Annotated in this window: 5 protein-coding genes; 3 read left to right on the top strand and 2 right to left on the bottom strand. The window is 36.0% G+C overall.

Annotated features, from left to right (window positions below; translation table 11 throughout):
* The first annotated feature begins 150 nt into the window (after positions 1-150).
* The 3 genes from ACFIN0_RS04695 to ACFIN0_RS04685 all read left to right on the top strand — a co-directional run bounded on the left by ACFIN0_RS04695 (position 151) and on the right by ACFIN0_RS04685 (position 5,706).
* Entirely contained in the window at positions 151-663 is a 513-nt protein-coding gene (locus ACFIN0_RS04695; RefSeq protein WP_375610679.1) for a hypothetical protein, read from the top strand.
* Positions 664-2,835: 2,172 nt separating this feature from the next.
* Positions 2,836-3,279 carry a hypothetical protein gene (locus ACFIN0_RS04690; RefSeq protein WP_375610680.1) on the top strand — a complete coding sequence of 148 codons (444 nt, stop codon included), beginning with the start codon at positions 2,836-2,838 and terminating at the stop codon, positions 3,277-3,279.
* A gap of 1,665 nt (positions 3,280-4,944) precedes the next feature.
* Complete coding sequence (locus ACFIN0_RS04685) at positions 4,945-5,706, top strand: DUF4167 domain-containing protein (protein ID WP_375610681.1); 762 nt, start codon at positions 4,945-4,947, stop codon at positions 5,704-5,706.
* A 1,077-nt stretch (positions 5,707-6,783) separates the two neighbouring features.
* Here the strand turns inward: ACFIN0_RS04685 and ACFIN0_RS04680 are convergent.
* Positions 6,784-7,233: a hypothetical protein gene (locus ACFIN0_RS04680; RefSeq protein WP_375607016.1), complete on the bottom strand. Its 450-nt coding sequence runs from the start codon at positions 7,231-7,233 to the stop codon at positions 6,784-6,786.
* 44 nt (positions 7,234-7,277) lie between these two features.
* On the bottom strand, positions 7,278-7,643 hold the full coding sequence (locus tag ACFIN0_RS04675) for a hypothetical protein (RefSeq protein ID WP_375610682.1): 366 nt from the start codon (positions 7,641-7,643) through the stop codon (positions 7,278-7,280).
* Between the last annotated feature and the right edge of the window lie 187 nt (positions 7,644-7,830).

Raw genomic sequence — 7,830 nt, 5'->3', positions numbered from 1 at the left:
TGAGGTTTTCTGAGGTTTTCTGAGGTTTTCTGAGGTTTTCTGAGGTTTTCTGAGGTTGTCTGAGGTTGTCTGAGAAATGCAAGAGCCGTACAACGGAAAAAAATATGCAAATGCTCAACGGCTGTTTAGCTTATTAAAAAGGGGGATATAATGGCACTTTTTCCATTTTCTATTGCTGATATTGATGATCCTGAATGTATTCGTGTCGTTCTTTATGCTAGCGGAAGAATGGGACATGCTCCTTTAAACGCATTGTTGAAGAAAGCATATGAAGATATTACAAAAATTTCAAAGCGCATGGATGCTTTAGAAAAAAAATTAAATGCTCTAGATCTTACCAGTGTCGAACAGAAAAAAAATGAGAAAGAAGAGAAGCAAGACAGTATTAATAGTGTTGTGAGTGGTGGAATAACGACATCAAACAGTTTTGTGAGCGCACCAGAAATTAAAACAGAATCATCGTCCGCTGGAGACATATTTTTTTCTCCAATATACGAGGCACCAAAAATAGACTACAGCTCTTTTATTTCAAAATTTACAGCACATAAGCCGCTAGAATTACACAGTAGTGTTGCTCAAAACATCAGTGTTGAGCATTCTAGAGAGATTTCTTCTTTGTTAGAAAAGAGTGATCATAACAATATGTATGGGTTGAAGCTGTAGATCAGATAAACCTGATTTATATCTTCGGTGGGGACTGGAATTGCACTCTGTTTGAGATGTTAAAAAAGGGGTAAAAATTGATAGAGAAGCGTTGTTGCAGGATAAGTTGATCATGCGTTGTTGGGGAGAGTAGGGCGCATATTGAAATCTAAGGGTAAGTTTTTAAAGCCTACAGAGAAAGGAGCTGTGCCCAAATAGAAACGCATGGCAAAAGAAGCTTTAAAAAAATAAAAAATCTTGCAATACTTTGAAAAAGCTTTTGGATAGAGCATTCGATGATTTTAAATCTATAAAAAATTGCCATTTTCACGCTTTTTTTTAAAGAGAAAAAGAGCAGTTCATCGCAATTTTAATTTGTTAAAAATCCCATAAAAAGAAAATATTAATTGCCAAAAGGACAAAAGCAGAAAAATGCCTATAAAAAAATCATGCGTATCGTTGTGTCTTTTCTTATAAAGAAGAGAAATGCTGTACTGTTGGAGCAGGCTTGAAGGCTAACGTTTCACTTGTTTTCTTATCAGACAAGATTGTACAAGCGGTTGTTGATTTGTCTTATCCTGTTTATGCTGTAAAGACTGTCCTTTCAGGTGTGATGATATAAGGCAAGCTCTTTGTAAGAGCCTCCCTGATACAAAAAGTGTTTTTTTAAGGGCGTGGAAAATATTTAAGGCAGGCTTATTTGTTGAGCTTTAAGTTTAAGTCAATCACATGTGAGAAAGCCAAATGGACCCCACTGCAATCTGGGCTGTTGATAAATCAGATTGGGTGAAGAATCTTCATCTTTTGAAGTGGTGGATGTAAGTTAAGAAAAACCCGCTTTTACAAGCGTAAAAGAACGGGTCTTATTATAATTATGGACTTAAATCATGTGTGTTTTTTCATGGATTATATTGAGATAAAGCTACAAAGTATTTTGATTTATTTGATACGTTTTTATTTTAGAAAGTGTATTGTTATAAACAGCTCTCCTCAATACGAATGTATCATTATTTATACTCTTTTTGGATATTTTTATAAATATAATTAAAAAGCTTGCAATACTATACGTTTTGTGTATAAGTATTTATTATTGATTTCTTTTGTATTTTATTTAGTTATATCTCTATTCATAAGCCGCGCCTTTAAATGGTGCGGCTTTTTTTACTTTCTAATAACAGGGGCGCTATATATTTGTTATTGAGATGGCTTTGGATATTTTTCTCATTATTGTATTTTGTGATTTCATTTTGCAGTGAAATCTTTAAATTCTTGTGTGTTTTATCCCAATAGGGAAGATTCAAATAAAAATGCAGGCGTCTGGTTTCGGTTTCTTTGCTTTGGTTGGGGGGGCGTTGAATAGTTAAAGAATCTTTGTGATTGTTTGACAGAGAATGATATGAGGTGAAGCATAAAATGGTGGCGCATTTGAAGGGCCATTATCATGCATGCCAGCATGGTCAAAAATGCAAATGTGTCTTTAACAGTGTTTGTTGATCTCGATTAGAAAGTCTATTCTTTTTTGTTAGGAGTTTTACATCTATAATCTCTTATCTTGTTTTAGCGACTGCTTTTTGAGGGGGCGGTAATAGAAGGCGTATAAGATTTTATATATGAAGTGTTTGTGTGGTGAATAACGGTAAATCCATTGAGCACTCCCATCTTTACGATTATGCAGAGGCAAGCCGGCACCATCATTGTATTTTCTAGCTCCCAATATTTACGACAGCCTTGGTTCGTGAGATGCTTCATAAGAGCCATATGCCTTTCTTATACAGTTTTTAATCCACATGCCAGCTCCGCTTGTAACTTGTAAGCGACATGGTTTTGATTGTTTCAACAAAAAACAAACTTCGGATGAGAGAATCCTATGGTGTTTGGGTTTTTCATTCAACGTGCAAAACAATAAAGACTCTTTATAAATCAATATGATGTGTCTTAACAAAGACGAATTATTTATAGAATCGCATGGATGAAGAATCTTCGTCTTTAAAAGTGGTGAAAGAAAATCATCAACCCTATTTTTTCATAAAGGGTATGAGAAAAGTGTTTCATAAGAATTATACGGTAAAAAAGAGAGTCTTTTGACATAAGAGTCTTGATCGTTTGCGGCTATAACCTGTATTGTGTACACAGATACTTCTATCGTTTTTTGCTGTAAAAGCTTCTCTTGGGATATTAAAGGGTACAATCTTTATGGAAAAAAGAATCCGAGCAAGACAAAAGGCTTATTTCAAAAGATTATATCGCAAGATTGCTTTTGTTTGCATAATACTTTTTTGTATAGTGTTTTTGTGTTTTGTTGTTGCAAAGGTGGTTAGTTATTTTTCTTCTCATAAAAAAGTAACACAACAAGCACCCGTTGAATTGGTTATTCCTGTTTTTGATCTACGCGTATATTGCAAGGAAATTTCTGCCTCCGTTATGCCCGATATGAAAAGAGAGGTTTATCAGCATTGTCTTAATTTGGAAAGTGAGGCCTATTTTGCTATTCGTGAAATGTGGGATAAGCTTTCTGATAGTGCTAAAAAACAATGTTTGACGAGGGTCCGTCCTGGGGATGGAAATTATTTTCTCTTACGAGACTGTTTTCTGAATGAAAGAGAAAATAAAACAGGCAAAAGGCGCAATTACTTTTAAGTTTTTATAGGGAACGTTAAAAGGATGCGAATTTTGATAAAAAGATAAAAGCCTCTTAAATGACTATCTGCCTCATGACCAATAGCAGCTTGATTTATTTATCTTGTTATATCGCACTTCTTATTTAAGGTATGGCGATATAAGATATGGATGGCCTCCTTGAAATGTTTAAGGGGGCGTGGTGGAGTTTCTGGAGGGGTTGTTGCGCTTTTTTAAGGGAAATAACGAGTGTGGGAAACCCATTTCGTAATGGCTTTGGTGAATGGTATAATGGTAAAACCCTCATGAAATGTATAAAATTTATAAAGCAAGTTCATCTTTATGGTTTAAAAAAGAGTAAGCTGGTACTATCTCACACTTTGCTCCGCTTCCAATGGTGCCTCTCGACAGCCCCTTAGCCTTAGAGACGGTTCATAAGAGGTACTTTTAGTATTTTTTTTCGTTTTTACTCCATGCAGGTTTTCCTACGTGTAACATGCAAGAAAAAGAGATTGATTCAATAGCAAACAGATTGAGGATGAAAAATCCTACGGTATTAAGTTTTCTTACTCAACACAAAAATATGAATTATCATTACAAATCAATTCAGTGTATGAATTTTATAAGTATTTTCATTGTTGACAGACCCGTGTGATTTGAGAATCCTCGTTCTTTGAGGGTGTAAGTCAATAGACATGACAAAAATGAGTAAAAAAACATTTTTTTATAAACATTCAAGGCTTCTTCATGCGTAAAGCGCTGTGTTGGGTTTTAAAATGTGCTTGTTTTATAATTCCAGTTTTCTTTATCAGAAAAGATAAGTAAGGAAATACGTTAGGCCATTCTTATTGATAGGCTTTGAGGAGGGTATTTTTTTGAGAAGAAGCTGATTTTTAAAAAAGTGTGACATATTGGTTGTTTTTTTCATAATTTGATATTTTTTTGTATTTAAATATTTTGTTTTTAAGCTCAATTTGTTATAAATAAAAACTGTGATTAACTTAAAAACTCTATGGGTTAAAATAAAAATTGATAGTATCGTTGGCTTTTTTGGGAAAGAAGATTGATCTCTTGGTGATTATAGGGCTTGAATAATACTTCGTGTTAATCTATCTATAAAAATTAAGAGGTTTTGTGAAGCGATCGTGGATTATCGCTCGCAAGGGGTTGCTTTAGCGATGAAGAGAGGCTATATTTATAAAATAAAGAGGTTCGCGCAGTGACTCGTTGGGATGGAAGTGCTTGTGAGTTAAATGCACGAGGGGGTAGAGAATATCGGCGTTTTTAGAGCAAAAAAGGAAGCTTCTACTATTCTCTGGCAGGAATTTTTTCTTTGTCAGGTGTGTTATATGTGTGTTTTCCTTTTTGTTTTCCACAAGATAATTATTTTTTTTAGTGAAATATGGTTTATTTTAAAAAAAACACTTGGCATTTTACGTGAACATCATTAGGTTTCTGCTGTTTGACAGAGAAAAAGGGAATTTTTGATTTACGATTTCCCTGCTGTTTTGTGATTTTCAAGAAAATATATGCTTTTATCAATATCAGTAGGGTTCGTTTGAGTGAAATAAACGCGGATAGCTTGATAAGCGTATGTTAAACGTGATCAGCATTATCAAAAGATAATGCAATGAGGAAGAGTCAATTAAGACACACATAAGACAAACACTCCAAAAAGGGATAAAGATGAGGCCACAACAAAATAGACGGGTACGCGGTCGCAATAATAACAATAATGGTAATAACAATAATAATCGTCGCGGGCCTAATCCGTTGTCTCGCAATTATGAAAGTAGCGGTCCGGATGTTAAAATTCGCGGGAATGCTCAGCAAATCGCCGATAAATACATAAGCCTTGCGCGTGATGCACAAGGTGCAGGTGATCGTGTTATGTCGGAAAATTATTTACAACATGCCGAGCACTATTTGCGTATTATTTTAGCAGCAGCTGGGCAAATGTCTCAATCGCCTCGGCGTGATGAAAATCGTGGTGATGAAAACGAAAATCGTGATGAAAACAATGGACAAGAATGCGGTGAAATAAATCTTGACGGTGAAAAAAATGATACTGTTGAGGGTGATACAGATGTATTACAAATGTCGTCGCAAAAAAATGGCGATGGCCAAAATGATAAAATGCAAAATGGAGATGCGCGTGAAAACGCTTTAGAGGCTCTATCGGATGAAAAAACAGATCAAGAGCACTGTCTCTCTGAGAAAAATGTTGAACCCATCAAAAAAACACGTCGTTCTCCCCGTCGACGTACTGTACGCACTCAAGATGAAGCACCTTTTGAGCTTTCACTCACAACAGCAGAAAGCTCTAGCAATGGAGATGCATCAAAAGTGACAAAAGAGGCTTCTTCCTTGCCTGAATTAGGTGAAGGGATACAGAGAAAGACGCGCCGTCGCCGAGTGGTCAATCTTGAGGCAGAGGAAAATGTTTAAACCTGAAGGGTGCTGTGTAAGCGCGCTTGTGTGGTGATGTTATTGGTATCATGATAATAAATTATAATATGCTCAAGAAGCTTCTTGCGCTTTCCTTCAGTTTTCACGGGGCTGTATCAGGAACTTAACGAAGGCTGTTGACAGAAAAGATTGCCTCTTTGCTGAGATTTAAGTGAGGGGATACAGAGAAAACCACATTCGTGTATTTTAAGAGGCAGTTCTTTTATGAAGAACGCAATGTCGTTGTTTTATTTAATTCACACCTATATTTAATATTGTTCAATATATTCATGCCCATTTCGCGCTGGTGTTTATGAATTCTATCATGTGAAATCCATCGGTTATCTTTGCTTAATAAAAGATGTAAACTGGGCGTTATTGCTTTAATTTTCAATGTTGCAACAGTTCTTCTTTTGATACCGGATTATCTATAAGAGGTATTTTATTCATCAATTTCCTTGCTAGGGTATGTGAGGAAATGATTTTGATGAGCTTCATCATAAATAGATTTGAGATGAGAGAATCTTACAGTATTTGAGGTTCTCATTTGACATGCAAAATAAATCATCACTATAAATTAATATGTTGAATTTTTACACTCAAGAAGAAGCATTTCTTGCACGTTCATTAGCTTTTCATCAAATGATGTCCGTTTTCTTAAAAATGGGAATGCGTTGACAGAAAGGTTTCTTCTTTTCCAAAATTCAAGTGAGGGGATACAGTAAAAAATGCGCCGTCGCCGTATGGTGGAAATTTAAGACTTATCACATTGATTTATAATAACAATTCATTTTTTTGTATGTTAGGTGAGAGCCCCTAAATCCCTAGGATTCTCTCATTCCAAATTTGTCCCATGGTTGAATCAACAAAAACCATTCGCCTGCACGTTGCAAGCGGGGAGAGCCCGTGTGGATAAATTTGTATAAGAAGGAATAAAAATGGCTCTTATGAACTCTCTCTAGCGCCAAGGATTGTCGGCAACACCTACGCGCTGGAAAAGCGTGTGATAATGCCCGGCTCGCAGAAAATGTTTAAACCTTCAGAATGCTATGTCAGCGCTTATTGAGGTTGGCTTGCTTAATGAGGCGTTATTGTCGATATTTTTTCTGTTGTTTCAACAGAAAGAATGGAGACAAGTGCACCGGTATAATAATTGTAAATCATAAATTTTGTTTGTCCATCAGGGGTTAAAATTTTCAGTACAATATTGTTCTCTGAGAGGCTTTGCGACAAAATCTGTGTTTTTTCCGGTAAGGAGAGCGTATGATGGGTAGCTTGTGGATTTTTGCTGAGAGAGGAAGATCGCTCTGTTTGTTTTGACGCTGATCCCGTTGCGATAACTTTATAAACAATTAAAAATAGTACGGTCAGAATAAGGAAGAGCGTTATTAAAACGGAAATAATCATTAATCCCATAAGTTTTTTTCTCACCCGTTCTACAGCAGGATCTAAGGGGAGATCTTGAGGCAGAGTACTTTGCTCTGTGTGATGGTCTTTTGAAGGGTGCATTCGCTTATTATCTATCATGTCTTCCATTGATTATTTTTTTGAGATCTGATGGGTTTATGCTTTTAAAGTTTTTTGTGCAAGAGGTTTGTGGAAGAAGAACGCAAAAGAGGAAGCGATGTTGGTAAAATATCTTCTTTGTGGACTGTAGACAGCTTGTCCTTTACGTTTTGGCTTTTAAGAAGAAAATTTCCACGGTTTGTTACAGACCAGATCAAGTTTACTTCTTGTTGATGTAAACTGGGTTGTACGTTTATACATTGAGCAAAAATTTGTTGTCCATAAAGTGCAAACTTTTTTGTGGACGGTATCATGGCTTGTTCACAAGCTTGAGCTGTTGGGTAAGTTTTAACCATTGTATTGTTCGAATAGCAACTGTTAAAATCATCCGTACATGAAACCAATAAGAGGATAAAAACAAGGGGATTCATAAATTATTTTCCAAATGAGTAGTTGACAGTGTGAACTCCAATTTGTCAGCCTAGGGGCTTCTTCATTGTTAAACGGTTTTACAGTTTTTTAGTTCCCCTTTGAGATGTCGGTTCCCCTTTGAGATGTCGGTTCCCCTTTGAGATGTCGGTTCCCCTTTGAGATGTCGGTTCCCCTTTGAGATGTCGG

This window comes from Bartonella sp. AA89HNZF (assembly GCF_042196905.1).
Classification (GTDB): Bacteria; Pseudomonadota; Alphaproteobacteria; order Rhizobiales; family Rhizobiaceae; genus Bartonella.
This window is presented reverse-complemented; position numbering and strand designations above follow the sequence as displayed.